Origin of the sequence: Falsiruegeria mediterranea M17 (assembly GCF_900302455.1) — a bacterium.
Lineage (GTDB): Bacteria > Pseudomonadota > Alphaproteobacteria > Rhodobacterales > Rhodobacteraceae > Falsiruegeria > Falsiruegeria mediterranea.
In genome coordinates this window covers 13,174-36,983 of record NZ_ONZG01000007.1, presented here as the reverse complement: position 1 = coordinate 36,983, position 23,810 = coordinate 13,174, and the positions used below count along the sequence as shown (strand labels likewise).

23 protein-coding genes are annotated in these 23,810 nt (G+C 60.3%); 12 read left to right on the top strand and 11 right to left on the bottom strand.

The window, feature by feature from the left end; all coding sequences use genetic code 11:
* The first annotated feature begins 304 nt into the window (after positions 1–304).
* Both TRM7615_RS14190 and TRM7615_RS14185 read left to right on the top strand, forming a co-directional pair.
* A complete protein-coding gene (locus tag TRM7615_RS14190) occupies positions 305–3,946 on the top strand; it encodes a vitamin B12-dependent ribonucleotide reductase (protein ID WP_108788663.1) in 3,642 nt (1,213 codons plus the stop codon).
* A 512-nt stretch (positions 3,947–4,458) separates the two neighbouring features.
* The gene (locus TRM7615_RS14185; protein ID WP_108788661.1) at positions 4,459–4,698 is read left to right on the top strand and encodes an EF-hand domain-containing protein; all 240 of its coding nucleotides are present in this window, start codon (positions 4,459–4,461) and stop codon (positions 4,696–4,698) included.
* 436 nt (positions 4,699–5,134) lie between these two features.
* Here TRM7615_RS14185 and TRM7615_RS14180 read toward each other — a convergent pair whose 3' ends face one another.
* A complete protein-coding gene (locus tag TRM7615_RS14180) occupies positions 5,135–6,679 on the bottom strand; it encodes a trimethylamine methyltransferase family protein (protein ID WP_108788659.1) in 1,545 nt (514 codons plus the stop codon).
* Positions 6,680–7,085: 406 nt separating this feature from the next.
* On the opposite strand from TRM7615_RS14180, the gene TRM7615_RS14175 reads away from it, so the two are divergent.
* The gene (locus TRM7615_RS14175) at positions 7,086–7,604 is read left to right on the top strand and encodes a porin family protein (RefSeq protein ID WP_108788657.1); all 519 of its coding nucleotides are present in this window, start codon (positions 7,086–7,088) and stop codon (positions 7,602–7,604) included.
* Positions 7,605–7,659: 55 nt separating this feature from the next.
* Here the strand turns inward: TRM7615_RS14175 and TRM7615_RS14170 are convergent, their stop codons facing one another.
* The 3 genes from TRM7615_RS14170 to TRM7615_RS14160 all read right to left on the bottom strand — a co-directional run bounded on the left by TRM7615_RS14170 (position 7,660) and on the right by TRM7615_RS14160 (position 9,844).
* Positions 7,660–8,847 carry a pyridoxal phosphate-dependent aminotransferase gene (locus TRM7615_RS14170; RefSeq protein WP_108788655.1) on the bottom strand — a complete coding sequence of 396 codons (1,188 nt, stop codon included), beginning with the start codon at positions 8,845–8,847 and terminating at the stop codon, positions 7,660–7,662.
* Positions 8,848–8,928: 81 nt separating this feature from the next.
* Positions 8,929–9,306 (bottom strand): VOC family protein, encoded by a 378-nt coding sequence (locus TRM7615_RS14165; RefSeq protein WP_108788653.1) that lies wholly within the window; start codon positions 9,304–9,306, stop codon positions 8,929–8,931.
* 193 nt (positions 9,307–9,499) lie between these two features.
* Complete coding sequence (locus TRM7615_RS14160; protein WP_108788651.1) at positions 9,500–9,844, bottom strand: MmcQ/YjbR family DNA-binding protein; 345 nt, start codon at positions 9,842–9,844, stop codon at positions 9,500–9,502.
* Between the two features lie 225 nt (positions 9,845–10,069).
* Here TRM7615_RS14160 and cysS point away from each other — a divergent pair, with 225 nt between their 5' ends.
* The 4 genes from cysS (at position 10,070) to TRM7615_RS14140 (ending at position 14,456) form a co-directional block, all read left to right on the top strand.
* Entirely contained in the window at positions 10,070–11,440 is a 1,371-nt protein-coding gene (gene cysS / locus TRM7615_RS14155; RefSeq protein WP_181893163.1) for a cysteine--tRNA ligase, read from the top strand.
* Positions 11,441–11,537: 97 nt separating this feature from the next.
* Positions 11,538–13,160, top strand: coding sequence for a citramalate synthase (gene cimA / locus TRM7615_RS14150; protein WP_108788649.1), 1,623 nt, complete (start codon positions 11,538–11,540; stop codon positions 13,158–13,160).
* 7 nt (positions 13,161–13,167) lie between these two features.
* Positions 13,168–13,944, top strand: coding sequence for a squalene/phytoene synthase family protein (locus tag TRM7615_RS14145; protein WP_108788647.1), 777 nt, complete (start codon positions 13,168–13,170; stop codon positions 13,942–13,944).
* A gap of 89 nt (positions 13,945–14,033) precedes the next feature.
* A complete protein-coding gene (locus TRM7615_RS14140; protein WP_108788645.1) occupies positions 14,034–14,456 on the top strand; it encodes a MarR family winged helix-turn-helix transcriptional regulator in 423 nt (140 codons plus the stop codon).
* 150 nt (positions 14,457–14,606) lie between these two features.
* Here the strand turns inward: TRM7615_RS14140 and TRM7615_RS14135 are convergent, their stop codons facing one another.
* Positions 14,607–15,836, bottom strand: coding sequence for an MFS transporter (locus TRM7615_RS14135; protein ID WP_108788643.1), 1,230 nt, complete (start codon positions 15,834–15,836; stop codon positions 14,607–14,609).
* A gap of 93 nt (positions 15,837–15,929) precedes the next feature.
* Between TRM7615_RS14135 and TRM7615_RS14130 the strand changes: the two genes are divergently transcribed.
* The 3 genes from TRM7615_RS14130 to TRM7615_RS14120 are packed head-to-tail and all read left to right on the top strand — an operon-like array spanning position 15,930 to position 17,727.
* Positions 15,930–16,565, top strand: coding sequence for a DNA-3-methyladenine glycosylase family protein (locus TRM7615_RS14130; protein WP_108788641.1), 636 nt, complete (start codon positions 15,930–15,932; stop codon positions 16,563–16,565).
* The gene (locus TRM7615_RS14125; protein ID WP_108788638.1) at positions 16,562–17,227 is read left to right on the top strand and encodes an alpha/beta hydrolase; all 666 of its coding nucleotides are present in this window, start codon (positions 16,562–16,564) and stop codon (positions 17,225–17,227) included. The genes TRM7615_RS14130 and TRM7615_RS14125 overlap by 4 nt, the downstream gene beginning before the upstream one ends.
* 2 nt (positions 17,228–17,229) lie before the next feature.
* A complete protein-coding gene (locus tag TRM7615_RS14120; RefSeq protein ID WP_108788636.1) occupies positions 17,230–17,727 on the top strand; it encodes a GNAT family N-acetyltransferase in 498 nt (165 codons plus the stop codon).
* A gap of 124 nt (positions 17,728–17,851) precedes the next feature.
* Here the strand turns inward: TRM7615_RS14120 and TRM7615_RS14115 are convergent, their stop codons facing one another.
* Positions 17,852–18,469, bottom strand: a complete 618-nt coding sequence (locus TRM7615_RS14115; protein WP_108788634.1) for a pseudouridine synthase — start codon at positions 18,467–18,469, stop codon at positions 17,852–17,854.
* Positions 18,470–18,683: 214 nt separating this feature from the next.
* Between TRM7615_RS14115 and TRM7615_RS14110 the strand changes: the two genes are divergently transcribed.
* Positions 18,684–19,268 carry an HNH endonuclease gene (locus TRM7615_RS14110; RefSeq protein WP_108788632.1) on the top strand — a complete coding sequence of 195 codons (585 nt, stop codon included), beginning with the start codon at positions 18,684–18,686 and terminating at the stop codon, positions 19,266–19,268.
* Positions 19,269–19,329: 61 nt separating this feature from the next.
* On the opposite strand, the gene ocd is transcribed toward TRM7615_RS14110, so the two are convergent.
* From ocd to rocF, 3 genes are read right to left on the bottom strand one after another with little or no spacing between them, the layout of a single operon-like run.
* Positions 19,330–20,376, bottom strand: a complete 1,047-nt coding sequence (gene ocd, locus TRM7615_RS14105) for an ornithine cyclodeaminase (protein WP_108788630.1) — start codon at positions 20,374–20,376, stop codon at positions 19,330–19,332.
* On the bottom strand, positions 20,373–21,299 hold the full coding sequence (ctlX, locus tag TRM7615_RS14100) for a citrulline utilization hydrolase CtlX (RefSeq protein WP_108788628.1): 927 nt from the start codon (positions 21,297–21,299) through the stop codon (positions 20,373–20,375). The genes ocd and ctlX overlap by 4 nt, the downstream gene beginning before the upstream one ends.
* Positions 21,296–22,222, bottom strand: a complete 927-nt coding sequence (rocF, locus tag TRM7615_RS14095) for an arginase (RefSeq protein ID WP_108788626.1) — start codon at positions 22,220–22,222, stop codon at positions 21,296–21,298. The genes ctlX and rocF overlap by 4 nt, the downstream gene beginning before the upstream one ends.
* Positions 22,223–22,331: 109 nt before the next feature.
* Here rocF and TRM7615_RS14090 point away from each other — a divergent pair, with 109 nt between their 5' ends.
* Positions 22,332–22,757 carry an Lrp/AsnC family transcriptional regulator gene (locus TRM7615_RS14090; RefSeq protein ID WP_108788624.1) on the top strand — a complete coding sequence of 142 codons (426 nt, stop codon included), beginning with the start codon at positions 22,332–22,334 and terminating at the stop codon, positions 22,755–22,757.
* Here the strand turns inward: TRM7615_RS14090 and TRM7615_RS14085 are convergent.
* Complete coding sequence (locus TRM7615_RS14085; protein ID WP_108788622.1) at positions 22,754–23,218, bottom strand: disulfide bond formation protein B; 465 nt, start codon at positions 23,216–23,218, stop codon at positions 22,754–22,756. The genes TRM7615_RS14090 and TRM7615_RS14085 overlap by 4 nt on opposite strands.
* Positions 23,215–23,793 carry a YqaA family protein gene (locus TRM7615_RS14080; RefSeq protein ID WP_108789084.1) on the bottom strand — a complete coding sequence of 193 codons (579 nt, stop codon included), beginning with the start codon at positions 23,791–23,793 and terminating at the stop codon, positions 23,215–23,217. The genes TRM7615_RS14085 and TRM7615_RS14080 overlap by 4 nt, the downstream gene beginning before the upstream one ends.
* Between the last annotated feature and the right edge of the window lie 17 nt (positions 23,794–23,810).

Sequence of the window (23,810 nt, the reverse complement as noted above, 5' to 3'; positions counted from 1 at the left end):
GCGCGTCAATATAAATCTTTCCGAAACGTTGGTAAAAAGAGCGTTGACCTCCTAGGCCCCAATACGCCAGATTGTGGGGGCCGGACGCATTGCCACTAAATCTGGTAGGTATGACCAGAGGGGCAGCAGCGCGGCACGACAATGGGGTAACTCTCGGACAACGGGCGCGACAGCGCTGTTTTTTCACGCGGCTTCGGCTGCGGCGGGATGTTTTTTCCTTCTGTCATTGCCCTGGGACTGGTCCGGGGCGCGATCATGGGCTGATGGGGCCACACGTTGAAAGCTGGAATTTAGGGGCAGCGGGATGAAGATAGAACGGAAATTCACCAAGGCAGGACAGGATGCCTATGCAGAGCTGGATTTTGTGTCGGCCACGTCTGAGATTCGCAATCCCGACGGGACAATCGTATTCAAACTCGACGACATCGAAGTGCCCTCGAGCTGGAGCCAGGTCGCCAGCGACGTTATTGCCCAAAAGTATTTCCGCAAAGCAGGTGTGCCCTCGCGCTTGAAGAAGGTCCGGGAAAAGGATGTTCCCGAATTCCTGTGGCGCTCGGTGCCCGACGGGGACGTCGAGCTGGGTGGCGAAATCTCCTCAAAGCAGGTGTTCGACCGTCTTGCAGGTGCCTGGGCTTATTGGGGCTGGAAAGGCGGCTATTTCTCGACCGAGGATGACGCGCGCGCTTACTTTGACGAGATGCGCTATATGCTGGCCACGCAGCGCGCCGCGCCGAACTCGCCCCAGTGGTTCAACACCGGCCTGCATTGGGCCTATGGCATAGACGGCCCGGCACAGGGCCACCACTATGTCGACTATAAGACCGGCAAGCTGACCAAATCGAAATCGTCCTACGAGCATCCGCAGCCCCACGCGTGTTTCATTCAGGGCGTCGAAGATGATCTGGTCAACGAAGGCGGCATCATGGACCTGTGGGTGCGCGAGGCGCGCCTGTTCAAATATGGTTCGGGCACTGGCACCAACTTCAGCCACCTGCGCGGCGAGGGTGAGCCCCTGTCCGGTGGTGGCAAGTCGAGCGGCCTTATGGGCTTCCTGAAAATCGGTGACCGGGCAGCAGGCGCGATCAAATCCGGCGGCACCACCCGGCGTGCGGCCAAGATGGTCATCGTCGACGCTGATCACCCGGATATTGAGGATTTCATCAACTGGAAAGTCATCGAAGAGCAGAAGGTGGCGAGCATCGTTGCGGGCTCTAAGATGCACGAGGCCAAGCTCAACGGTATTTTCGAGGCGCTGCGCACCTGGGATGGCAAGGCCGAAGATGCATATGACCCGAACCACAACGACGCGCTGAAAAAGTCGATCCGCGAAGCCAAAAAAGTCGCGATCCCCGAGACTTATGTCAAACGCGTGCTGGATTACGCCAAGCAGGGCCACACCAGCATCGAATTCCCGACCTATGACACCGATTGGGACTCCGAGGCTTACAGCTCGGTTTCGGGCCAAAACTCGAACAACTCGATCCGTGTGACCAACGCTTTCCTCAAGGCGATCGAAAAGGACGCCGATTGGGAGCTGATCAACCGCACCGACGGCAAGGTCTCTCGCACCATCAAGGCGCGTGACCTCTGGGCGCAAGTGGGCCATGCGGCCTGGGCCTGTGCTGATCCGGGCATCCAGTACCACGACACCGTCAACGAATGGCATACCTGCCCCGAAGACGGTGAAATTCGCGGGTCAAACCCCTGTTCGGAATACATGTTCCTGGACGACACCGCTTGTAACCTGGCGTCGATGAACCTGCTGACCTTCCTTGAGGATGGCAAGTTCCAGGCCGATGATTACATGCACACCGCGCGTCTGTGGACCCTGACGCTGGAAATCAGCGTGACCATGGCGCAGTTCCCGTCCAAGGAAATCGCGCAGCTTTCCTATGACTTCCGCACCTTGGGTCTGGGCTATGCCAACATCGGCGGCTTGCTGATGAACATGGGCCACGGCTATGACAGCGACGAGGGCCGGGCGCTTTGCGGTGCTCTGACCGCGATCATGACCGGTGTGGCTTATGCAACCTCGGCCGAGATTGCAGGCGAGCTGGGTCCGTTTGCAGGCTACGAGCGCAACGCCAAGCACATGCTGCGCGTTATGCGCAACCACCGCAACGCAGCGCACGGTGCTGTGCATGGGTATGAGAAGCTCGCGGTGAAACCAGTGCCGCTGGATCATGCCAACTGCCCTGACGCGCGCCTGGTTGATCTGGCCATGTCCGCCTGGGACGAGGCATTGTCCTTGGGTGAAAAGAACGGCTATCGCAATGCGCAGGCCACTGTGATTGCGCCCACCGGCACCATTGGTCTGGTAATGGATTGCGACACCACCGGGATTGAGCCCGACTTTGCGCTGGTCAAGTTCAAGAAACTGGCCGGTGGCGGTTATTTCAAGATCATCAACCGCTCGGTTCCTGCTGCTTTGGAATTCCAAGGCTACAGCTCGGCCCAGATCGAAGAGATCGTATCTTACGCCGTGGGTCACGGTTCCATCGGCAACGCACCCGGGATCAACCACACCTCGCTGACGGGTCACGGGTTTGGCCCCAACGAGTTGCGCAAGGTTGACGAGGCGCTGGAAAGCGCATTCGACATCCGGTTTGTGTTCAACCAGTGGACCCTGGGCGAAGAGTTCTGCACCGGCGTTCTGGGCATCCCGGCTGACAAACTGAATGACCCGACGTTCGACCTGCTGCGTCACCTTGGCTTTACCAAGGCCGATATCGACGCAGCGAACGACCATGTTTGCGGGACCATGACCCTGGAAGGGGCGCCGCACCTTAAGGAAGAGCACTATCACATCTTTGATTGTGCAAACCCATGCGGCAAGAAAGGCAAGCGCTTCCTGTCGGTTGACAGCCACATCACCATGATGGCCGCGGCACAGTCGTTCATCTCGGGCGCGATTTCCAAAACAATCAACATGCCCAACGATGCGACCATCGAGGACTGTCAGAAGGCTTACGAACTCAGCTGGTCGCTGGGTGTCAAAGCCAACGCGCTCTATCGTGACGGCTCGAAGCTCAGCCAACCGTTGGCGGCTGCGTTGGTCGAAGACGACGATGAGGCGGCTGAGGTTCTGGAAAGCGGTTCGATCCAGGAAAAGGCCGCTGTGCTGGCCGAGAAAGTGATCGAAAAGGTTGTGGTGAAAGAGATCATCCGCAGCCACCGCGAGAAGCTGCCCCATCGCCGCAAGGGATACACCCAAAAGGCCGTCGTTGGCGGGCATAAGGTTTACCTGCGCACCGGCGAGTTCGAAGACGGCAAGTTGGGCGAGATTTTCATCGACATGCACAAAGAGGGTGCAGGTTTCCGCGCGATGATGAACAACTTTGCCATCGCCGTGTCGGTCGGTCTGCAATATGGCGTGCCGCTCGAGGAGTTCGTTGACGCTTTCACCTTCACCAAGTTCGAACCGGCGGGGATGGTGCAGGGCAACGACTCGATCAAGAACGCGACCTCGATCCTCGACTACATCTTCCGGGAACTGGCTGTCAGCTATCTGGACCGCACCGATCTGGCGCATGTGAAGCCCGAGGGCGCCACATTCGACGACATCGGTCGTGGCGAGGAAGAGGGCGTGTCGAACATCAACGAGATTAGCGAAACTGCGGCGTCCAAGTCATTGGAAGTGTTGAAACAAATCAGCTCGACGGGCTATCTGCGCAAGCGTCTGCCGCAGGATCTGGTGGTGCTGAATGGCGGCCAATCCGGCGCCACCGCACTGAACGGCGCCGCTGATCCGGTCAGCGCGCTGCAGACCATCGTGCCTGAAACCTCAACCGAAACCACTGCGGCCGTCGGCATGGACGCTCGCACCAAGGCCAAGATGCAAGGCTACGAGGGCGAGGCCTGCGGTGAATGCGGAAACTACACGCTGGTGCGCAACGGCACCTGCATGAAGTGCAACACTTGCGGGGCGACGAGCGGCTGCTCGTAAGTCCCCGGTAACAAAGATCGCGTCCCCTGGGGGATGCGTAGGGGCCACAAAAGGATCCACCCTCGGTGATCCTGGCCCCGACGAGACAGGGTGGGCGGAAGACCAGTCCTTCCCACTCTATCACGGGGCGGGTGCGCTCGCCCCAGACGCAGTCCAGGCCGCAGGCAAAAAAACACCGGGCGGTAAACTAGATGAGCTTGGATAGCGAAACTCAAAGGGGGCCGATGGCCCCCTTTTTTTGCGACTCAGATCAACCGGCCAAAAGGCGCCGACTTAGGACTGGGGCGCTTTTCGGCAAAGGGATGCTTGTTTCCGGATGTACGCTGCGGCGAGTTCCGCCGGTGGCGATGCGCGGGATTTTGCCCCGCCATTCCTTGCGCAGGCAAGCGGACAAAACCGGCGCGAGTTGGCTGAATTTTCGTCATGTTTCCTCCATGGGGTGACGGGATTGCCGGTTTCGCGGTTTCTGAGTGCGTCCAACCTTTGGACGATCAAAACCACAGGAGACCCTAATGAAACTGTTTAAAACTCTGCCGCTTGTCGCTGCTCTCTTTGCAACTCCGCTTTGGGCCGCGGGGCAAGTCGATGCCAACGCTGATGGCGTGCTTACATTGGAAGAGGTTCAGGCCGCTTTCCCGGAATTGGATGCCGACAGCTTTGTCGCCATGGATCAGAACGCCGATGGCGTGCTGGATGTTGATGAGGTGTCGGCCGCACAGACCGCAGGGTTGCTGCCCGATACCGACAGCTAATCGATCACCACGAGGGGGTCACGGGAGGGACGCGCAGGCGGTAGGGGCTGCTGCTTGCGCGTTCCCACTTCCTGAGTGGTGCCTGAGTGTTCCAAGACGGGACAGACCCGAGTTGCGGGGACCGCCCGTGCCCCGGTCCATCAACCACGCCGCCCACGATCAATGGATCGGAAAGAGGTTCAAAGCCCAGACTGATGGCGCCAGCTTTTTGGATGTGGGGGCTGGGGACGGCCCATGTAACCCCCGGTTTTCGCGAACAGATCGCGTGACTTTTGTTGGTGATGACGCCACTAAACCTTCGTCTGATTGCTGCAGCAGATGGTGGTCGCATAGCGCGCAACAGTTCGGAGTAACAATGTCTCGGCTGATATGTGATTGCCCGAAAGACATCCGAATGATGGTGTGGGGCGAGATTTTCCCGCCCCATTTCAAAGATTTACGCGGGCAAGTGAATGTTGAAGGCTCCACGAATTTTCTGATCGAGTTCCGCATCGAACCGGGCTGGTGATCGCTCTCCCAGGATCATCTCTTTCTTTTCGATCGCCTTTTGAATCAGGTCGGGTTTGCCCAATTCGGCCCATTCCTTGGGCGAAGTGCGATCACCCAAGGTGGGATAGACAAAGTCCTGCTGCATCCGGCTGAGTGTCGCATCAGTGCCCAGATAGTGGCCCGTACCGCCCAGGCAGACCTCAGCGATCTGATCCAGGGCCATGGTTTCATCCGTCACCTCGATCCCGCGTACACAGCGCAACGCTTGCCCCAGCAAGTCATCACTCAGGATCAGGCTTTCAAAGCAGAACCCCAGCAGCGAGGCGTGCATGCCGGCGGCCTCGTACACCATGTTCAGCCCCGACAGACCGGTCATAACGGCGGAACACATCTGTTCCCATCCGGCCTGCATGTCGGGCAGTTTGGAATCGGCGGCCCCGGCGGCGGCACCCCCCGGAAGGTCATAGAACCGGTGCATCTGAGCGCAGCCCGCGCTCAGCAGCGCTTGCTCGCCCGAGCCGACGGTCATCGCACCAGTGCGCAGGTCCAGACCGAAGGGCCAGGTGCCCATGATTGCGGGGTGCCCCGGTTTCACTGCGTTGACATAGACCAAACCGGCCAGACATTCAGCGGTGGCCTGCACAATGGCACCCGCCACTGTCGATGGCGCCGTAGCCCCGGCCATACCGGCGGAGAGCAGCAGCACGGGCATGCCGCCCTTGATGCATTCCTCCATCACTTCGCAGGATTCGGTGGCAAATTTCATCGGAGGGACAACGAAACAGTTCGAGTTCGACATGAACGGCTTTTCACGCCACTTGTCCTCGCCACCGGCGATCATGTGCAGCATTTCCAGCGCGGGCTTCACATAAGATGGCTCGGTGAACGATGTGCCGATGTGTTTGTAGGTGCCGGATGTGCAGGCGTAGATGGTGTTCAGGTCCATCTCGCGGTTGTCGGGGATGTCGCGGCAGACCATGGGGCGCTGGACAAAGTGAATGTTGTCGAGCTGCTGACATATCCGCGCCGCATCGTGAAGGTCCTGCACGGTTGAATCGCGATAATTGCGGCCATCCACATCCACCATCGAAACGGCGGCACCCGCTGTTCCGTAGTGGACCTTGGCCCCGGTCAGGTCCAGATCGGTTTTGCCATCGCGGCTGTAGAGCGTGACCTCGCGGTTTGCCTTGGCCAGCGTATCTTCGACCAATGCGCGCGGGAACCGGATGCGGCCATCGTCGCCCAGGGTACAGCCGGCACCCACCAGGTAATCAATGCCGCTTTGTGGCGCGTCGGCAAGGCCGATGGTTTCCAGCGCATCGAGCGCGGCGGAATGGATGCGTTCCATGTCCTGTTGGCTGAGCAAGTTCAGCGCGCGGCTTTCCATGCCGTGGCGCACCGGGCGCAGGTGATCGGGCAGGGCGGCTGCACGGGCAGCACGGCGCGCAGCGCGTCCGCCGCTGCGCGAGGTGGATCGGGATTGGTCGTTCATGTCGTTTGGTCCGATGTGAGTTGACTGGAAGTAGCTTCAGATCAACTTGAGGCAGGGCGCCCCCGGGCCGCGCGGCCACGATCCGCACCAATTGTGCGGCTCACCAAACAGATTTTACTCTGCTCTGCTTGCATGGCTCTCTCCCTCAACTGCGTCCGATTTTTTCAAGAGGTGCATGGCAGGTCTGTTCCATTTGCGACGCTGAAAGTGGTGATTTTGGGCAGGTTTTCGCCTGATGCGCGAAAACTTGCGGGACATGCGCGGGTCTCCGCGCGGTTTCCTGCAGGTGCCTTGAAGCGATCAGGGCAGGTGTCCATTTCACTGTCACACGGCGCGGGGATAGGTGCAAAGGTTTGCTGTTAAACGGTAATCTCTGCGCGGTGTGCAATGAAGATTGGAGTGCAACATGAAACTCTTGGTTCCCGCAGTAACCTCTATCGCGCTGCTTGGCGCACCTGCCGCGATGGCCGCAGATTGGACCGGCCCCTATGCCGGTTTCGGCATCGGACATGCCGATGTTGACGGCCCGGGCGCGGCCGATGGCAAAGAAACCACATTTGGCGGTCACATCGGCTATGACTATGATTTTGGCGATTTCGTCGTTGGTGGCGAGTTGGAGGTCAACCGTGTTGACCTAGCCTTGCCTGCAGGCGGTGGTACCATCGACAATGTGGCCAACCTCAAGCTGAAAGGCGGTTACGACTTCGGCCCCGCGCTTGGGTATGCTGTGGTCGGTGGGTCGCGGGCCTTTACCTCGCTCGGCAATGACACCGGTTTTGTCTACGGCCTGGGTGTTGCGTATCAGGTGAACGAGCAATTCACCGTCAGTGGTGAAGTTCTGCAGCACAAGTTCGACAATGTCGGAACCACGACGTCGGACTACGATTCGACATCCGTCAACCTGCGCGCTTCGTTCCGCTTCTAGGTTTTTCAGTGTAACGAGTGTCCGGCGCGGCGATGTCCACCGCGCCGGTTTTCAATTACTGAGCGGCCACGGCGTTGGCGCGCTCGGTCGCAAAGGTGCAGAGCGTTTGCAGCGCCTGGGCAAACTCGTCATCCGCGATCGTCATGGCCACCCGGATATGACCGGCGGCGGCCTGGCCAAAGCTTTCGCCCGGCATGACGGCGATATGATGCGTGTCCAGCAGGGCGTTGGCAAAGTCTTCGCCGCTCATTCCCGTCGCACGAACATCCAGCATCAGGTACATCGCCCCTTGGGCGGGCACCAGGCCAAGGGTGTTCTGCCCCGCTAGGATCTCTTTGGCCAGCTGTCTGCGACGACGGAAAGGGGCGGCGATTTCTTCTTCCAACTCGGCGCCTGCATTCAGCGCAAAATCGGCCGCATCCTGAACGAACCCGGGAACACCATAGGTCGTGTGGGTTGCCAGGTTGATCAGATGGTTGATCACCTCGGCCGGGCCCACGATCCAACCGCAGCGCGAGCCGGTCATGGCGTGGGATTTCGACATCGACCCCACCACCAGCGTCCGTTCGGCCATGCCGGGCAGGGCGCGGGGCGAAATGTGCTCGCCCTCCCACACTTGCGTGTCATAGACCTCGTCCGAGATCAGCCACAGATCGCGTTTTTTGCAAACCTCGGCGATGCCTTCGAGCGTTTCGCGGGAATAAACCACACCCGTGGGGTTGTTGGGCGAGTTGATCAGCAGTGACACGGCCCCCTCGGCGGCGGCGTCAATCTCGGCCGCGCGGGGTTGGAACGCATCTTCGGCATGGGTTTGCACAGCCTTGGCAACAGCCCCGACACCCCGGATCGTGCCGGGGTAGGTCGCGTAGTAAGGATCAAGATACAGCGCGGTATCGCCAGAATTGCAGGTCGCGGCATGGGCGGCAAACAGCGCTGCCTGACCACCGGGGGTGATCAGTACATTGTCGGCCGTTGTCGGCACGCCTGTCTGCTCTTGGATCCGTTTCGCCACGGTTTCGCGCAACGAGGCCACGCCCGGCACCATGGCATAGCCTGTATGCCCGCCGCGGGCCGAAGCATCCATCGCCGCCAGAATCGAGGCGTGCGTTCGAATGTCATGTTCCCCGATGGTCAATTCCGACACCGGAACGCCCTCGGCCTTCATCCGACGGGCGCGGTAAAAGACGTCCCAACCATCCGAACCGCCACCGGTCAGATGCGTGATACGACGCGACAACTGCATGTTAGCCTCCCTAAGCAGATCACCGGCGGAGAGGGACAGAGCCGCGCTGATTTGTCAATTCCGCTTCTGTTTGGGACATGCTCAATTTCCGAACCCATCGTGTGACCGTAAGGCACAGGGGTTTCCGTCCGGATCTGTGAATTCTGCGGTGGTGCCCCAGCTGTGTTGATGGATCATTGCTGTTATCCCTCGGGTTTTCAGTTCTTTCGCGGTTGCTGCAACATCCCGAACGTTAAAGCGGAGTTTCGTCGGATTCTGCGCAACCGTCTTTGGCTGGTCTGAACTTACGCCGCCCGTTTCGACCATCAGATAAGTGTCCCCCAGCTTGAATGTCGTGAGACGTTCGCCAGGCCGGTCGATGCGGTGCAACATCTCAAGACCCAGTAGATGGCCATAGAAGTCGACGCAGGCCTCGTAGTTTTGGGTAAAGAGGATCACGCCGGCAGTGGTGAAATTCATGTTAGCTCCTTGGTGATGGTTTTGGGCCGGGTGAAGGGAGCTTGCGGTCTCAAGTTGGGTTTAGGTCAATAGGGAAATGTCGGGGCGCAGGACATGCGTGGGCCTTCAGGATTCCGCGAGGAGTGTACGCGTGGTGTGACGCAGGTCATGCCCCTGGTTCGTCGTTCGTGAGCACCGAAAAAAGGGTCCCGTTTCAGGTCCTTGGATCGAGCGTCGCCTGCAGCTTTTTGGTCAGGCTGGACCGGACGATGTCATAGCTTGCCTCAAGCCTGTGCTGCATTTCGTCCGCGTCCGTGTCCCAAGGCAACCTGATCCAGCTGCGATGGAAATAGGGGGCTTTGATGCCGACGCCCGCCTCGATCAGCATTTGCGCTGTTTCTATGTCGGGTGTCTTGACCGATACCCCGTCGCCCATCGACCCCACGCAGGCAAACATCTTGCCGCCCACCTTCCACGCGTCATGGCCACCGCCCCAAGGGTCCGACAATTCGGCCCCGGGAAAGGTTTCGCAGATGGCATTGACGGTCTCTCGGCTCATGGGGGCAGTCTGACCCGGATAATCTCATCACTCAAGGCTTGGCGGATTGATCTGCCCGTGTTATGCGGGACCCATGAACCAGACCATTTGCATCATTATCTGCTGCATTCCCTGCTGACATCGTCGCGGGCTGGTTTCTTTCGTTTTCATTTACAAGACAACTTGCTAAGCCCGCGGCCAGAAGTGGCAAGTGGTGACCTGTGCCCGTTCTTGAGGACCAAAGACATGACAACGATCAAACTGCACAACACACGAACACGGACAAAGGAAGACTTTGTTCCGATCGATGAGAACAACGTGCGGATGTATGTCTGTGGACCCACCGTTTATGACCGGGCGCACTTGGGCAACGCGCGTCCCGTGGTGGTGTTCGACGTGCTCTATCGTCTGTTGCGCCATGTCTATGGGGTGGATCACGTCACATACGTGCGCAACTTCACGGACGTGGATGATAAGATCAACGCGCGCGCTGCGGAAAGTGGACGCCTGATCAGTGACATCACCGAAGAGACCATCGGCTGGTTCCTGGACGACATGGGCCAGCTAGGCGCGCTGGAGCCTGACGCCGCGCCGCGTGCGACGCAATACATCAACCAGATGATCGCCATGTGCGAGGTGCTGATCGAAAAGGGCCACGCTTATGCGGCCGAGGGGCATGTGCTCTTTGCCGTCGACAGCTGGAAAGAGGGTTATGGCAAGCTCTCGGGACGGTCGGTCGACGACATGATCGCGGGTGCGCGGGTCGAGGTTGCGCCGTACAAGAAGAACCCGATGGATTTTGTGATGTGGAAACCCTCGTCGGATGACCTGCCTGGGTGGGAGTCGCCTTGGGGCCGGGGGCGCCCGGGCTGGCACATCGAATGCTCGGCCATGGCCAAAGAACTGCTGGGTGTGAGTTTCGATATCCACGGCGGTGGCAACGACCTGATGTTCCCGCACCACGAGAATGAGATCGCGCAAAGCTGCTGCGCCAACCCTGAAGGCGATTTCGCCCGATACTGGCTGCACAACGAGATGTTGCAGGTCGAGGGCAAGAAGATGTCCAAATCCTTGGGCAACTTCTTCACCGTCCGCGATCTGTTGGATCAGGGCGTGCCGGGCGAGGTGGTGCGGTTCGTGTTTTTGTCGACGCATTATCGCAAGCCCATGGATTGGACCGAAAAGAAAGCCAAAGAGGCCGAGGGCGTGCTGCGCAAGTGGCGGGCGCTGACCGCGGGCATCGAGCCCGCGTCCACCGCTGCTGCCGCGGTCTTGGAAGCACTGTCGGAAGATCTGAACACCGCTGGTGCGATGGCAGAGCTGCACAAGCTAGCTGCTGCTGGTGACGCGTCGGCGCTTTTGGCGTCGGCGCAAATGATGGGGTTGCTGACCGATGAGTTGGGCGCTTGGGCGGAAGCCGACGATGTGGATCTGTCGGCCTTTGTCGATCAACTGGCTTCGGCGCGTGAAACTGCGATGGAAACCAAGGATTTCAGCGAAGTGGATCGGTTGAAATCAGCCTTCATCGCGGCCGGATTGGAAGTCCGTATGAGCAAGGCTGGGGTCGAGTTGGTGCCAACCGCCGGTTTTGACGCGGCCAGATTGCCAAGAGCCTGAACTAGAACGCGCCCGAAGTGGTTCGGGCGCTTCGCACCCACCCGCGGTCGGGCGCTGCCCGAGCTAGCCAGAGAGCCAGAAGCCAGAGAGCAAGAATATGACCAAGGAACGCCTCTACCTCTATGACACCACCTTGCGCGACGGGCAGCAGACCCAGGGCGTGCAGTTCTCGACCGCCGAGAAGGTGCAGATTACTCAGGCGCTCGATTCCCTTGGCATCGATTACATCGAAGGCGGTTGGCCCGGGGCGAACCCCACCGACAGCGCCTTTTTCACCGAGGCGCCTAAGACCCGCGCACAGCTCACCGCCTTTGGCATGACCAAACGCTCGGGCCGGTCGGCGGCCAACGATGATGTGTTGGCGGCGGTGCTGAATGCGGGCACCGGGGCGGTCTGTCTGGTCGGCAAGGCGCATGACTATCACGTGACGGAGGCGCTTGGTATTCCGCTGGAGGAAAACACCGAAAACGTCGCCGCCTCGATGGCACATATCGTGGCGCAGGGGCGCGAGGCGCTTTATGACGCCGAGCATTTCTTTGACGGTTACAAGGACAACCCCGCCTATGCGATCTCGGTCTGCAAGGCAGCGCTGGACGCAGGCGCGCGCTGGATCGTTCTGTGTGACACCAACGGTGGCGCATTGCCCGCCGAAGTGGGCCGGATCGTGTCCGAGGTGATCGCAGCGGGTATCCCTGGTGACCGGATGGGCATTCACACCCACAACGACACCGAACAGGCGGTGGCCTGTTCGCTGGCCGCTGTTGACGCAGGCGCGCGGCAGATCCAGGGCACGCTCAATGGATTGGGTGAGCGTTGCGGCAACGCCAACCTGACCGCGTTGATTCCGACGCTGCTGCTGAAAGAACCCTATGCCAGCCGCTTTGAAACCGGGGTGAGCCGTGAGGGGCTGGCCGATCTGACCCGGATCAGCCGGATGCTGGATGACATCCTCAACCGCGTGCCGTCGAAACAGGCGGCCTACGTGGGCGCCTCGGCCTTTGCGCATAAGGCGGGGCTGCACGCGAGCGCGATCCTGAAGGATCCCTCGACCTATGAGCATGTTGACCCCAGCGTGGTTGGCAATACGCGCATCATCCCGATGTCGAACCAGGCGGGGCAGTCGAACCTGCGCAAGCGTCTGTCCGATGCGGGCATGAGTGTGGAAAAGGGCGATCCGGCGTTGGGCCGCATTCTGGAACGGATCAAGGCGCGCGAGGGCGAGGGCTATTCCTATGACACCGCGCAGGCGAGTTTTGAGCTGCTGGCGCGCGAGGAACTGGGACAGTTGCCACAGTTCTTTGAGGTCAAGCGCTACAAGGTCACGGTCGAGCGGCGCAAGAACAAGTACAACAAGATGGTGAGCCTGTCGGAGGCGGTTGTCGTAGTAAAGGTCGACGGCGAGAAGAAGCTTTCGGTCAGCGAAAGCATGGATGATACCGGCAGCGACCGGGGCCCGGTGAACGCGCTGGCCAAGGCGTTGGCCAAGGATCTGGGGCAATATTCCGCGATCTTGAGCGACATGAAGTTGGTCGACTTCAAGGTGCGGATCACCCAAGGCGGGACCGAGGCGGTGACCCGGGTCATCATCGACAGCGAAGACGGGCAGGGGCGGCATTGGTCGACCGTGGGCGTCAGCGCGAACATCGTGGATGCCTCCTTCGAGGCGTTGTTGGACGCGATCCAGTGGAAGCTTATCCGTGACTGCGCAGGGGCGAAGTAACAGGCGGATGCAGTTTGACGCGGATCTCACAGCCTGCGCAGCCCTGGTCGAAAAAGCCGACCCGGACCGGTTTCGCGCGGCGATGGCTGCACCCGTTGAGGCGCGGGCCGTGCTGTTCCCGCTCTATGCCCTGAATGTTGAAGTCTCCCGCGCGCCTTGGGTCACGCAAGAACCGATGATTGCCGAGATGCGACTGCAATGGTGGCGCGATGCCTTTCAGGAAATCGCCGATGGAGGCCCCGTACGGCGGCACGAAGTGGTGACGCCATTGGCCGGTGTCCTGTCTCCGCATCTGGCGGCAAGTCTAGATGAATATGTCGCTGTAAGACGCTGGGATATCTACAAAGACCCGTTCGAAGATCAGGAGCATTTTGACCGCTACATCACCTGCAGTTCGGGCCATTTGATGGTGGCCGCCGCACAGGTGCTTGGTCCGGCCGAACAAGAGGTCGTGCAGGATTTCGCATTTGCTGCGGGCATTGCTGGGTGGCTGCGGGCCATACCCGAGCTTGAAGCGCGCGGCCGGATACCGCTGCTTGATGGCACGCCGGATGGTGTACAGGCCTTGGCGCAACAGGCCTTGGCGCGCTTGCACCGCGCTCGCCGCAACCGGTCGGCTGTGTCCAGCCCGGCGCGTGCCGCTCTCTTGGCCGGATGGCAAACCGAGCGGGTGTTAAACCGGATCGTGGCCGCCCCGCAACGGGTTGCGGCAGGCGATATGGTCTTTGATGACGTCCGCGGCCGCCTTCGGCTGGCTTGGGTTGCGCTAAGCGGTCAGTGGTAGGCTCGTCTGTCGCGTTGGGGCTTGTTCATGCACGTTGAATATGGATGTATTTGCTTTGAAGCGATGCGGTAGAGCGTAATGAGGGTCAGGTGACAGATTTCAAGACGCGAGAACGCGCGTGGATTGCGCTCAACCGGGTGCGGACCCGTATCTACCGCAATGCAGAACGGGCCTTGGTTGCCGCAGGGCTACCCAAGCTCAATTGGTATGACGTTCTGTGGGAGCTGGAGCAATATCCGGACGGGCTGCGACCGGTTCGATTGCAAGACTTGCTTCTGTTTGATCAATCCAGTTTCTCGCGCCAGGTCATGCGCATGGCAGAAGAGGGGCTGTTGACCCGCGAACCGGCAGCAGATGACAAGCGGGGCAAGGTGCTGCGGATCACGGATAAAGGGCGCGATATACGCGCCCGGATGTGGGTCATCTACCGCTCGCACATTGATACAGGCATGCAATCGGCGATTGAGGCTGGAAGTCTCGAAGATGTCGGGGTTGTGTCTCGTCAGCGCTGACGCAGACGGGCAGTCCGATACATCTCATCCGGTTCCGTATTTCGGTACCGCGCCTCGCCATAGGCGAGGCGCGCGGCCCAACCGAGCCCGATGTATCATTGTGGCCCGTCAGGGCATGCAGCGAGGGCGGGAGCGCTCCGAGAACTGGGTTCAGGCCTCTTTCGGGCGCAGAACCAGCCAGATCAGCGCGCCACCGGCCAAAACCAGGAAAGGACCCATCGCCAGGTTTACGGCCGTCCACCCTTCGATTGGCGATCCACCCGAACAGTTCATCAATCCGCCCGAGGCCAGCGAGGCGACGGTCACACCGCCAAAGACCAAGAGGTCGTTGAGCCCCTGCATCCGCCCGCGTTCATGCGGTTCATGCGCACCGGCCAGCATGGTGGTGGCGCCGATGAAGCCAAAGTTCCAGCCAAGCCCCAGCAGGATCAGAGCAATGAAGAAGTTGCCGATGTCCACGCCTTGCAGCGCCACAGCGCCCGCACCGGCCAGGATGACCAATCCGGTGGCCACGATCTTTTCCACCCCAAAGCGCGCGATCAGGTGACCGGTGAAAAAGCTGGGGGCAAACATCGCCAGAACGTGGCTGGTCACCACGTCCGCCGCGTCGCCTTCGGTATAACCGCAACCCACAACCGCCAGCGGGGTTGAGGTCATGACCAGGTTCATCAGAGCATAAGATACCATGGCACAGATCACAGCCACGGCGATGCGTGGCGTTGTGATCAACTCCCACCGGGTGCGGCCCTTGGGGGCGTCTGCGGCGGGGGCTTCGGGTTTCGGGATGTCGATGAAGAAAAACAGCAGCGAGCCAATCACGTTGATCGCGATCACCGCCAGGTAAGTCCCCATGAAGGGCACCACAAAGGCCTGGCTGGTGGCCTTGACCAACTGAGGGCCAATGACGGCGGAAATCAGCCCGCCTGCCATGACATAAGAAATCGCCTTGGGTCGGAATGCCTCGGATGCGGTGTCGGCGGCGGCAAAGCGGTAAAACCCTTGCGCGCTCATGTAGATGCCGGTCAGGAAACTGCCGAGCAGGAAGATCGGGAACGACCCCAGATAAAGGCCATAGGCGCCGATCAGACCGCCTGCAGCGCCCCCGGCGCTGCCAATAAGAAAGCCCGCGCGACGACCCCATTTCTGCATGATTGCCGAAATCGGTGTCGCGGTCAGCATCGACCCCAGAACGATCAGCGAGATTGGCAAGGTGGCGAGGCAGACGTTTGTGGCCAGCGACTGACCTGCCAGACCGCCGATGGTGAAAATCATCGGCATCTGAGCGCCCAGCAGAGCCTGGGCAGCCACAAGAACGGCAACATTGCGCTTGGCGCGGCTGTCATCTGCAGGAGATGGAAGGGGGGCAGCGGTCATGGTCATGACGCATGCGTATCCTTGAAATTGTTCGCGCACAAGCGGGTTGAAACGAGATGTGATGCAGGTAGGGTGCAGGGCGAGAATACAGGGGCGCGCATGACCGACATCGGACGCATCATTGAGACACCAGAGTGCGTCATAGAGGGCGCGGATTGGCTGCGCGGGGCTTGCCCACGCATGGCCTATGCAATGGATCAGACGGGGCCGTTACCCTTACGTCGCAGGCCGGACGGGTTCGAGCAGCTGCTTAGTGCCATCGTTAGCCAACAAGTCAGCGTTGCATCGGCCAATGCCATCTGGAAGCGCATGAAAGACGCGCGCCTCACCGGACCGCGCAAGATCATGTGGGCGACGGATGATGATTTGCGCGCCGCTGGCCTCAGTCGCCAGAAGATGCGCTATGCCCGCGCTCTGGCCGATGCGCGTATTGATTTCAAGGCCTTGCGAGACGCTTCTGATGCAGAAGTCATTTCTGTCCTGACCGAGGTTTCAGGCATCGGTGTCTGGACGGCCGAGATCTATGCGATGTTCTCGCTGGGGCGGGCAGACGTCTTTGCCCATGGTGATCTGGCCCTGCAAGAGGCCGCGCGCATCCTATATGACCTGCCAAAACGACCGACGGAAAAGGAAATGCGCGAGATTGCAAACGCGTGGTCGCCCTGGCGTTCGGTTGCGGCGCGGGTGTTGTGGGCCTATTACCGCGTTGCCAAAGACAGGGAAGGTATCAGATGACCAGAGTTTTGAATGCGCTCCGCAAGGAGCCGGTTTCGGGCAGCACACGCTCGGTTGTGGTGTTCGTGCACGGCTACGGGGCCAATGGTGCCGACCTGTTGGGGCTGGCCGATCCTCTGGCCGAGCATCTGCCTGACACGCTGTTTGTATCCCCTGATGCGCCCGAGCAAATTCCGGGCATGCCAAATGGGTTTCAGTGGTTCCCGATACCGTGGATCGACGGCTCGTCCGAAGAAGAGGCGATGCGCGGCATGGCGGCGGCGGTTGATGATTTCAATGCTTTTCTCGATGCGCTGATGGTGGACGAGGATGTTCTACCCGAGCAGGTTGTTCTGTTTGGCTTCAGCCAGGGCACGATGATGAGCCTGCACGTGGCGCCGCGTCGAGAAGATCCGGTGGCGGGCATCGTCGCCTTCTCGGGCCGGTTGCTGAGCCCTGAGACGCTGGAGGATGAGGTGGTCAGCCGGATGCCGGTCCTGCTTGTGCATGGGGATGCCGACGACGTTGTGCCGCCCCAATCGCTGCCGCAGGCGGCAGAGGCGCTGCAGGCAGCGGAATTCAAAGAGGTTTACGCCCACATCATGAAGGGCACTGGCCACGGTATTGCCCCCGATGGATTGAGTGTTGCGCTGGCCTTCATGCGCGACAAGCTGAGCCTCTGACCATGGTGTCAACCGTTCGCCCGATGATGCCCGAGGATGTGGCCGCAAGCTGCCGAATTCTGAACGACATCATTGAGGCGGGCGGGACCACCGCGCATGAGATCCCGTTCTCTGAGGCACTGTTTCGCGAGAGCTTTCTGACCGGGGTGGACCTGGTGTGTTGCCATGTGGCGTTTGATGCGGGCCGAGAGATTGCCGGGTTTCAGTGGCTGGGCATTTCCCAGGATCTGCCCCCGGACTGCGCTGACATCGCAACCTTTGCCCGACAGGACAGGGCCATTAGGGGTGTTGGGCGAGCCTTGTTTGCCGAGACGGCGCAGGTGGCGCTCAACTTGGGGTTTGCCGAGATCAACGCCACGATCCGCGCCGACAATGTTCCAGGGCTGGCCTATTATGCCAAGATGGGATTTCAGCATCATTCCGTGTCCCACAGCCGCCCATTGAAGGACGGGACTCCCGTTGATCGAATTTCGAAGCGTTTTATTCTGAACCGCCAGTAGGGGGCTATGCAGCGCTCGTAGCGCTCCCGCCCTCGCGTCATGCCCTTGCGGGCCCTTGCTCAGTTGGGCCGGGCGCCGGGCTGCGCCCGGCGCGGCACTGCAGAACGTAGGCGAGACGTGGGGGTCAGCGACGACGGGGCGTGTTGCGACGGTCCTTGCCGCTTGGGCGCGAGGGGGTGTCGATCACGGGGACCTGGAGTTCGTCCCAGGCACCGCTGCTCAAACCGTCCAAGGTCCAGGCCCCGATCCCATAGCGGATCAGCCTTAGCGTCGGGTGTCCGACGGCTGCGGTCATGCGCCGGACTTGCCGATTGCGGCCTTCGCGGATCGTCAGTTCGATCCAGGTATCGGGGATGGATTTGCGTGCCCGGATCGGTGGTGTTCGAGCCCACAACTCTGGCGGTTCAGCCATCACCCGCGCCTTGGCCGGACGGGTCAGACCATCCTTGAGCTTGACACCCTCGCGCAGGGCCTTGAGTGCGTCACGGTCTGGGCTACCTTCGACTTGAACCCAGTAGGTTTTGGGCATCTTGTGCTTGGGGTCGGAGATCTGCGCCTGCAACTTGCCGTTGTCGGTCAACAGCATCAGCCCCTCGCTGTCGCGGTCCAAACGCCCGGCAGGGTAAACGCGAGGTACGTCGACGAAATCCGACAGGGTCGCCCGGGGGCTGTCGGCATTGTCCCGATCGGTGAACTGGGGCAGCACGTCAAAGGGTTTGTTGAAGCGGATCAGGCGGGTCATGGGGCCTTGCATACCGCGCGGATGGTGGGCTGTGCAAGCTGTGGATAAATGTCATATGCCCGTCACGGAATCACAGTAACCATCCGCGATATATTGTGGAAATTCGGGGCTTGTCAGAGCTTTGCCACGATATATAGTTATGAGCAAGCTGGGGCGGGGATCCCCGCCTTGGTGCCGCGAAAACGGGCAGTGCAAGGCGAGGAGAGAGTCTTTGATGGACGGTGACTTCAGGACAGAATTTGTACGCGAACCGGGCGCGTTGAAACAGCATCCGGCGTTGGTTCTGAACGCGGACTACCGGCCCTTGTCCTATTATCCGCTCTCGCTGTGGCCCTGGCAGGATGCGATCAAGGCGGCCTGGCTGGATCGGGTCGATATCGTGGCCGAATATGATGAGGTTGTGCGAAGTCCGTCGACCGAAATCAGGATACCCTCGGTTGTTGTACTGAAAGACTATGTCAAACCCAGAAAGCGCGTGGCCTTCACGCGCTTTAATTTGTTTCTGAGGGATGAATTCAGCTGCCAATACTGTGGCGCGCGCGGGGATCTGACGTTCGATCACGTGGTGCCGCGGGCATCGGGCGGTGTGACCAGCTGGGAAAACGTGGTTGCGGCCTGCAGCCCGTGCAATTTGCGCAAAGGGTCCAAGTCGCTGCGTCGTGCGGGCATGTCTCTGCGCAAGCCACCGCGTCAGCCCCAAGCCGAGGAACTGCGCAACGTGGGCCGTAAGTTCCCACCCAACCATCTGCACGACAGTTGGATGGATTTCCTGTATTGGGACACGGAGCTGGATGCCTGAGCAGGGCTAGGGGGCGCTGCCCCCGCCACCGTAGTTTCACCAAGAAGAACTTGGTGATGCCTCAGTTTGGCGCGGCGCGTTGAAGCATGCCAAACAGATCACGCGGATCGTCCGGATCGGCCAACAAATCAAGCGCATGGTACAGACCGGTTTGTTCCAGTTGGTCGCGGACGTAGCGCAGGGCGCTGAAATCCTCGATCGCGAAACCCACGCTGTCGAAGAGGGTGATCTGACGGTCGGATGTGCGGCCCTGGTGCTGGCCGGTGACGACCTGCCAGAATTCGATCACGGGGTGATCGTCGTCCAATTGTTGAATCTCGCCCTCGATCCGCGTCTGAGGCGGGTATTCGACGAAAATGTCCGAGCGTTGCAGGATACCTGCGGCCAGTTCTGTCTTGCCCGGGCAATCGCCGCCAATGGCGTTGATGTGCACACCACTGCCGACCATGTTGTCGCTGAGGATCGTGGCATATTGCTTGTCGGCGGTGCAGGTTGTCAGGATCTGAGCGCTCTGAATGGCCTCTTCGGGGGAGGTGCAAGAAACCACCTCGATCCCATGCGCGGCCAGATTGGCGGCGCATTTGCGGGTTGCAGCTGGGTCGACGTCGTAAAGGCGGACGGATTTCAGACCACAGATGGCTTTCATCGCCAACGTCTGAAATTCGGATTGCGCGCCGTTGCCGATCATCGCCATTGTGTCCGACCCTTTGGGCGCCAGATGCTTGGCCACCATGGCCGAGGTCGCCGCCGTGCGCAGCGCCGTCAGCATGGTCATTTCGCTCAAGAGCACCGGATAACCTGTTGCAACGTCAGCCAAAAGTCCAAAGGCGGTGACCGTCTGCAAGCCTTCCTTGGTGTTCTTGGGGTGACCGTTGACGTATTTGAACCCATAGACCTCACCGTCCGAGGTTGGCATCAACTCGATCACGCCTTCGGTCGAATGGCTGGCAACGCGGGGGGTCTTGTCGAACAGTTCCCAGCGATGAAAGTCGGCCTCGATATAGTCGGCGATGCCACGCAGCATCGGCTCCAGTCCGATCTGGTGGATCAGTTGCATCATGTGGTCGACCGAGACGAAGGGCACCAGGGCTTTCTCAGAGGGGGTCATGCGGCGTTCCTTTCGGGGCGGCGGGTCAGGTGGATGCCAGCGATCATGCAACGGACCGAGCCGCCGGCGCTCTCGAGTGTTGGGATGGACAGGGGCACAGGCGTTGCCGAGCGTTCGATGACGTCGATCTGCTCGGGGCGCAGCGCATCCAGCGCGCGTGACGACAGCGCCAGAATGCGGCTGTTCCCGGTCAGTTCGATGGCGTTGCCTGCAAAGTTTTCGATCTGCCAAGGCGTCAGGGCAATAACCTCGCGTCCGGTTTCCGCCAACCGATCGACAACGGTCTGTCTGCGGTCCGCGTCTGGGATCAGATCAAGGCCGACCAGGGCAAATTCAGTGCCGATGCCCATCAGAACGTTGGTGTGATAGACCGCCCGCCCAGTGGCATCCAGCGCGTCGAATGCGATGGGTTCATAGTTGAAATGGGTACAGAACCGCTCCAGCACCACCGGGTCGGCGCGGTTGGACTTGGCGACAAAGGCGATACGGCCGCTGTGGTCCAGCACCATGGCGCCGGTCCCCTCAAGCGCCAGGCCATCGTGTTCCAACCCGCTGTAATCGATCACGTCCGAAACGCGAAAATCGCGCTTCAGCATGTCGATCACATCCGAACGCCGCTCGCGTTGGCGGTTTTTGGCAAACATGGGATAGAGCGCCACATGGCCACCCGCATGGGTGGAGAACCAGTTGTTCGGGAACACGCTGTCGGGCGTGTGTCGGGTTCCGAAATCTTCGAACACGTTCACGTCGACGCCGTGGCTGCGCAGGGTGCTTACGGCGGTGTCAAACTCGTCGCGCGCCTTTTGTGAGACATCCTTGGGTGTTGCGGTCTGAAACGCGTTGTCCCCTTGGGATTCCGGGTTCGAACAGAACGCATGAGGCCGGATCATGACGACCGATTGGGGGGCTTGCAGCAGGTTCATAGAAAGCTCCGGGTGGGGCGGTCAAAGACCCGACGTCCCAGCGAAGACGCAGCCAGATCGACCATGACTTGCGCGGTGCGGCCGCGCTCGTCCAGGAATGGGTTCAATTCAACCAGATCCAGAGAGGTCATCAGCCCGCTGTCACAAATCATCTCCATCGCCAGGTGCCCCTCGCGGATGGTCGCGCCGCCCGGAACCGTGGTGCCAACGGCAGGCGCGATCGAGGGGTCCAGGAAATCCACGTCCAGCGAGACATGCAGAAGGCCATTGTGTTCGGCCACGGTTTCCAAAAAGGCCGCGAGGGGCTTGGCAATGCCGCTTTCGTCGATCTCGCGCATGTCGTGGAACCGGATCTGACTGTTCTGCAACGCGTCGCGTTCAGCGTTGTCGACCGAGCGCAAGCCGATGATGCAGATGTTTTCCTGTGGCACCGGATTGGTGACCACCGGGAAGCCGGCGAAACCGCCTCGACCGGTCACATACCCCAGGGGTGTTCCATGCAGATTGCCTGAGCCTGAGGTTTCCGGGGTGTGAAAGTCGCTGTGCGCGTCCAGCCAGAGCACGAACAGGGGGCGCTCTTCTTTGGCCGCGTGATTGGCTACACCTGCGACACTGCCCAGGGCGAGCGCGTGATCGCCGCCCAGAAAGATGGGCAGGCCGCGCGGCATGGTTTCTTCGGCGGTGCGGATCAGGCGATGCGTCCAGCCGACGGTCTTGCTGGGCTGGTGCAGATGGGAGTCACCCGGTTCTGTCGGATGGGACGCAGGCGTCAGATTGCCCAGATCCTCGACCGTGTGACCCAGATCGGTCAGCGCCTCGGCCAGGCCAGCAGTGCGATAGGCATCAGGGCCCATCAGGCACCCCGCACGACGCTTGCCGCTGTCGACCGGTGCCCCGATCAGAATGCAGTGTTTGGCGTTCATGAGAAACCTCGAAAATCAGTGTTTCTTCCAATTTCTGATCGAAATGGGTTGAAATACAGAGGTAAATTTGATCAAAGTGACGTCAATATGGTCGAAATGGAGTTCCTAAATGGACAAAACGGATGAGCGGTTGGTTGCGGCCCTGCGTCATGATGCGCGGGCCTCTTTGTCGGATTTGGCGCTGCAGCTCAACCTGTCCCGTACAACCGTCCGGGCGCGCATCGAACGGCTGATTCAGCGTGGCGATGTGTTGGGGTTCACCGTGGTCCTGAAAGAGGATGTGCTGCGCGACCCGGTGCGCGGCCTGATGATGATCGGGATCGAGGGGCGCGGAACCAACCGGATCACCCGCGCGCTTCAGGGATTGAAAGAGGTGCGGGCGGTTCATTCGACCAATGGTCGCTGGGACCTGATCGTGGAACTGGGCACCGAAACGCTGGAAGAGCTGGATCAGGCGCTGGCCAAGATTCGCATGTTCGAAGGCGTGCAGACCAGCGAAACCAATCTGCTGCTGTCGACCAAGAAATCGACTTAGCGCGACGCGCGCGCCGCCGCGAACCAGATCGCCGCCAGACCCAGCGAGATCAGCGCGTTCCAGCTGGCCATGGACAGGGTGAACAGCTCCCACGGAACCTCGTCACAGCGGGTGAGGGGGGCGGTCATGATCTGTTCCATCAACTGTTCGGGGGTCAGCCCGCCGATGGGACCAGATGTGCAGGTTGACGGACCTTCCCACCAGCCGCGCTCGACGCCGGTGTGATAGAACCCAATGCCCGAGGTCGCAAGCGCAGCAAGTCCACCGAGCAAAGGCAACCACCGGCCCGGCGTGAATATGGCCAGAATGCCGATCACAAACGCGGCGGCGTGCGGGTAGCGCTGCCAGTAGCACATTTTGCAGGGCGCCATCTCACCGATGTATTGGAACCCCCAGGCGCCAAGCAGCATGGCGGCCGACCCGGCGGCGGCGGTCAGGATCAGGTTTGTGCGTGTGCTCATAGGAATTTTACCACGGCAAAGCCTCCGATCAGGAGGACGATGAAAAGGGTGAACATCAGCCCCAACCGCTTTTCGATGAATTCGCGGATCGGGGCGCCAAAGGCCCACAAAAGGCCCGCGACAAGAAAGAACCGCAGCGCGCGCGCCAGGATCGAGGTGGCAATGAAAGTGCCAATCGGCATGCCGGTCCAGCCCGACATGATGGTGATGACCTTGTAAGGAAACGGAGTGACACCTGCCGTCAGAACAGCCCAGAACCCGAAATCGTTGAACTTGGTGTTGAAAGCTTCCATTGCTTCGGCCTTGCCCATGGCGGCCAGGATGGGCTGCCCAATACTCTCATAAAACAACGCACCGATGGCATAGCCCAGCATACCCCCCAGAACCGAAGCCACCAGGGCCACGGTCGCGATCAGAAACGCCCGATTGGGACGGGCCAGAATCATCGGGATCATCAGCACATCGGGCGGGATCGGAAAAAACGAGCTTTCGATAAAGGCCACACCGGCCAGCACCCACAGGGCCTGCGGATGTTCCGCCAGAGCAATCGTCTTGTCGTACAGGCGTTGCAGCATGATGGTCGTCAACTCTT

What these genes read in the sequence shown, in the direction of transcription:
- TRM7615_RS14160 (WP_108788651.1), bottom strand. Translation starts at nt 9,844, where the DNA reads ATGAGCCGAGAGACCGTCAATGCCATCTGCGAAACCTTTCCCGGGGCC.
- cimA (WP_108788649.1), top strand. Translation starts at nt 11,538, where the DNA reads ATGACCAAGGAACGCCTCTACCTCTATGACACCACCTTGCGCGACGGG.
- TRM7615_RS14135 (WP_108788643.1), bottom strand. Translation starts at nt 15,836, where the DNA reads ATGACCATGACCGCTGCCCCCCTTCCATCTCCTGCAGATGACAGCCGC.
- TRM7615_RS14190 (WP_108788663.1), top strand. Translation starts at nt 305, where the DNA reads ATGAAGATAGAACGGAAATTCACCAAGGCAGGACAGGATGCCTATGCA.
- TRM7615_RS14170 (WP_108788655.1), bottom strand. Translation starts at nt 8,847, where the DNA reads ATGCAGTTGTCGCGTCGTATCACGCATCTGACCGGTGGCGGTTCGGAT.
- TRM7615_RS14090 (WP_108788624.1), top strand. Translation starts at nt 22,332, where the DNA reads ATGGACAAAACGGATGAGCGGTTGGTTGCGGCCCTGCGTCATGATGCG.
- TRM7615_RS14145 (WP_108788647.1), top strand. Translation starts at nt 13,168, where the DNA reads ATGCAGTTTGACGCGGATCTCACAGCCTGCGCAGCCCTGGTCGAAAAA.
- rocF (WP_108788626.1), bottom strand. Translation starts at nt 22,222, where the DNA reads ATGAACGCCAAACACTGCATTCTGATCGGGGCACCGGTCGACAGCGGC.
- TRM7615_RS14175 (WP_108788657.1), top strand. Translation starts at nt 7,086, where the DNA reads ATGAAACTCTTGGTTCCCGCAGTAACCTCTATCGCGCTGCTTGGCGCA.
- TRM7615_RS14085 (WP_108788622.1), bottom strand. Translation starts at nt 23,218, where the DNA reads ATGAGCACACGCACAAACCTGATCCTGACCGCCGCCGCCGGGTCGGCC.
- TRM7615_RS14180 (WP_108788659.1), bottom strand. Translation starts at nt 6,679, where the DNA reads ATGAACGACCAATCCCGATCCACCTCGCGCAGCGGCGGACGCGCTGCG.
- TRM7615_RS14110 (WP_108788632.1), top strand. Translation starts at nt 18,684, where the DNA reads ATGGACGGTGACTTCAGGACAGAATTTGTACGCGAACCGGGCGCGTTG.
- TRM7615_RS14115 (WP_108788634.1), bottom strand. Translation starts at nt 18,469, where the DNA reads ATGACCCGCCTGATCCGCTTCAACAAACCCTTTGACGTGCTGCCCCAG.
- TRM7615_RS14120 (WP_108788636.1), top strand. Translation starts at nt 17,230, where the DNA reads ATGGTGTCAACCGTTCGCCCGATGATGCCCGAGGATGTGGCCGCAAGC.
- ocd (WP_108788630.1), bottom strand. Translation starts at nt 20,376, where the DNA reads ATGACCCCCTCTGAGAAAGCCCTGGTGCCCTTCGTCTCGGTCGACCAC.
- TRM7615_RS14185 (WP_108788661.1), top strand. Translation starts at nt 4,459, where the DNA reads ATGAAACTGTTTAAAACTCTGCCGCTTGTCGCTGCTCTCTTTGCAACT.
- TRM7615_RS14165 (WP_108788653.1), bottom strand. Translation starts at nt 9,306, where the DNA reads ATGAATTTCACCACTGCCGGCGTGATCCTCTTTACCCAAAACTACGAG.
- cysS (WP_181893163.1), top strand. Translation starts at nt 10,070, where the DNA reads ATGACAACGATCAAACTGCACAACACACGAACACGGACAAAGGAAGAC.
- ctlX (WP_108788628.1), bottom strand. Translation starts at nt 21,299, where the DNA reads ATGAACCTGCTGCAAGCCCCCCAATCGGTCGTCATGATCCGGCCTCAT.
- TRM7615_RS14125 (WP_108788638.1), top strand. Translation starts at nt 16,562, where the DNA reads ATGACCAGAGTTTTGAATGCGCTCCGCAAGGAGCCGGTTTCGGGCAGC.
- TRM7615_RS14080 (WP_108789084.1), bottom strand. Translation starts at nt 23,793, where the DNA reads ATGCTGCAACGCCTGTACGACAAGACGATTGCTCTGGCGGAACATCCG.
- TRM7615_RS14130 (WP_108788641.1), top strand. Translation starts at nt 15,930, where the DNA reads ATGACCGACATCGGACGCATCATTGAGACACCAGAGTGCGTCATAGAG.